The following is a 2518-nucleotide window of genomic DNA, read 5'->3' on the forward strand; positions in this document are numbered from 1 at the left end:
GTAACAGTTACAATTTTTATAAGGATTTTTATGAAAAATATAATGGGGTTTCTTCCAAACAGGTAGACGTTCAAATAGCAAAACTGCAAAAGGAATTCAGACAATACAAAAAAAGAAATGACGAATATATTGATTCATTTAACTTTCTTTTTAACAAGATATTTTTGGATTATGAGCTGACCAATCCAAATCCATTATTGGACAATATGCAAAAATTATGCATTCAATTATTGGAATTTGTAGAAAATGTCTGCATCAAATATGATTTGGAATGGTGGATAGATGTAGGTAATCTTTTAGGTGCAGTAAGGCATGGATATTTTGTCCCTTGGGATGATGATGTCGATATAGGGATGATGAGGACCAATTACAACAAATTTGTGGGCGTAATTGAAAATGAAATCAGGGAACATAACCTTGATGATATTATCCATTCTGTTTACAAACCTCGAAAAATTGATAAAACTGAGGTTGGAAGTTTCATTCAGCTTTATGTTAGACATCCCGTAAGCAATAAACCGAATCCTCGTCTTGCAGGGGTTGATGTTTTCCCATATGATTATATAAGAGATTATAATAAGGAATCTATTAATGACGAATATTATGATGCCAAAAGAAGATATTATCGTAATTTAAGCAAAAACATTGATTATGAAGTATGCTTAAAAGGACTCTACGATGATTTGAATTTAAGTAAGGAAAAAACAGACTATGTAATTCCAGGTGTTGAAGGCGGATTCGGTAAATATAATATCTACAAGTTAATGATTTTGGATACTGATAAGGTTTTCCCATTGACACAATTGAAATACGGAGACAGAACATTTCCGGCTCCAAAGGATTATCATTACTACTTGAAAAATGTTTACGGAGATTATATGAGTGTTCCTAAAAATCTTCACAGACATCCTAGAATTGAAAACCTTAGATATGCAACTGACGCTAATGAGGTATATGAAAAGCTGATAAACCGATTTATTACGGTAAATGAAAATTTCAAATAATTTAAAGAATTTGATTATATGATTGGTAACAATTGGGATTTAGCGCTAGCAGATGAGTTCAAAAAGGATTATTTTATCAAAATTAATGAATTCGTTGACGCTGAATACAAAACAAAAACAGTATATCCTCCATATGATGAAATATTCAATGCATTTAAACTGACTCCGCTTGAAGATGTCAAGGTCGTTATTTTAGGCCAGGACCCTTATCATGAGGAGGGACAGGCTCATGGGCTTGCTTTTTCAACACCTGTCGGCCGGCCGATTCCAAGATCTTTAAAAAACATTTTCAAGGAAATAAACTCCGAGTACGGATATGATATTCCCCAGTCAGGATGCCTTGAAAGCTGGGCAAAACAGGGGGTCTTTCTGCTTAATACTGTTTTGACCGTTGAGGCCGGAAAAGCCAATTCCCACAGCAAATGTGGATGGCAGACATTTACTGATAATGTGATAAAGCTGTTGAACAGTCAAAATCAACCTATTGTATTTATGCTTTGGGGAAAACAGGCTGAAAAGAAAAAAGAGATAATTACAAATTCTAATCATTTAGTTTTAGTCACATCACATCCTTCACCGTTTTCGGCAAGACGTGGATTTTTCGGCTCCAATCATTTCAGACTGGCCAACGAATTTTTAAAGGACAACGGTCTTGATGAGATAAACTGGCAAATCAAACCTTAGTAATCTACATAATATTTTTCTTTTTTTAAATATTTCCCACTTCTGTTTTTAAAATTAGTTATCGTATCGATTAAACTAAATGATGAGTCTTGAAGCGCATGTTTAATTGCACATTTAACTCATTATGCCGAAGTTTACTCCATTGCTTCCGAATGATACAAATGAATGGTGGCCGCTGTCGCTTTTTGGTGCGTCATATCTTTGGGATTCTATCGCATTGACGATTTTGTAGTTTTTATACTCGTCATTTAGAATGGAATAGAATTCATCATGTGAATATTTGGAATCTGATGCACTTTTCACGACTTCCTTAATTGCAGGAGTTATTTTATCGCCCCTGAATGCGATATAGTAAAAATCCTCGCCTGCTGAAAACCACAGTTTGGAGTTGTTGCACTCATCGTGCCTGTCGTATTTGATGAAGTGAACAGCGTCATGGCCTGCAACTTCCACCTTTTTGGAGATGCTGTACTGCTCTAAAAAATAGCCGTACAAATCCATAATTCTTGGATTGACGTATCTGACTGTAAACTCATCAATATCCTCATCGTATTCATACATGTTAAAATCGCTGCTGTACGGATTGTCATATTGGGGTGGAATCCTGAACTCCTCAAGACCTACTGTTGTTGTATTCCAGTGTGATGAATCGATTGCGCTTGTGCAGTTCATCAGGACAAACGCCAGAAGAATAAATATTAAAAGCTTTTTGACCATGGTAATACTATGTGATTATTTGTATTTAAATTATTATTTCATAATCTGTTTTTCTGTTGTCCCTCATCCTTGAATCCATATCAACAAGGTCGTATACGAGGGGATTTGCAATA

Annotated in this window: 3 protein-coding genes; 2 read left to right on the forward strand and 1 reads right to left on the reverse strand. The window is 35.0% G+C overall.

From position 1 onward, the window contains the following. On the forward strand, positions 1 to 1004 hold a 1004-nt coding region (locus ACKI2P_RS04685; RefSeq protein ID WP_407375473.1), incomplete at its 5' end, for a phosphorylcholine transferase LicD. A gap of 18 nt (positions 1005 to 1022) precedes the next feature. Continuing rightward, a complete protein-coding gene (ung, locus tag ACKI2P_RS04690; protein WP_407375475.1) occupies positions 1023 to 1688 on the forward strand; it encodes a uracil-DNA glycosylase in 666 nt (221 codons plus the stop codon). A 114-nt stretch (positions 1689 to 1802) separates the two neighbouring features. On the opposite strand, the gene ACKI2P_RS04695 is transcribed toward ung, so the two are convergent. Then, positions 1803 to 2405, reverse strand: a complete 603-nt coding sequence (locus tag ACKI2P_RS04695) for a hypothetical protein (protein ID WP_407375477.1) — start codon at positions 2403 to 2405, stop codon at positions 1803 to 1805. Positions 2406 to 2518 lie beyond the last annotated feature (113 nt).

The organism is Methanobrevibacter sp., from assembly GCF_045541095.1.
Classification (GTDB): domain Archaea; phylum Methanobacteriota; class Methanobacteria; order Methanobacteriales; family Methanobacteriaceae; genus Methanocatella.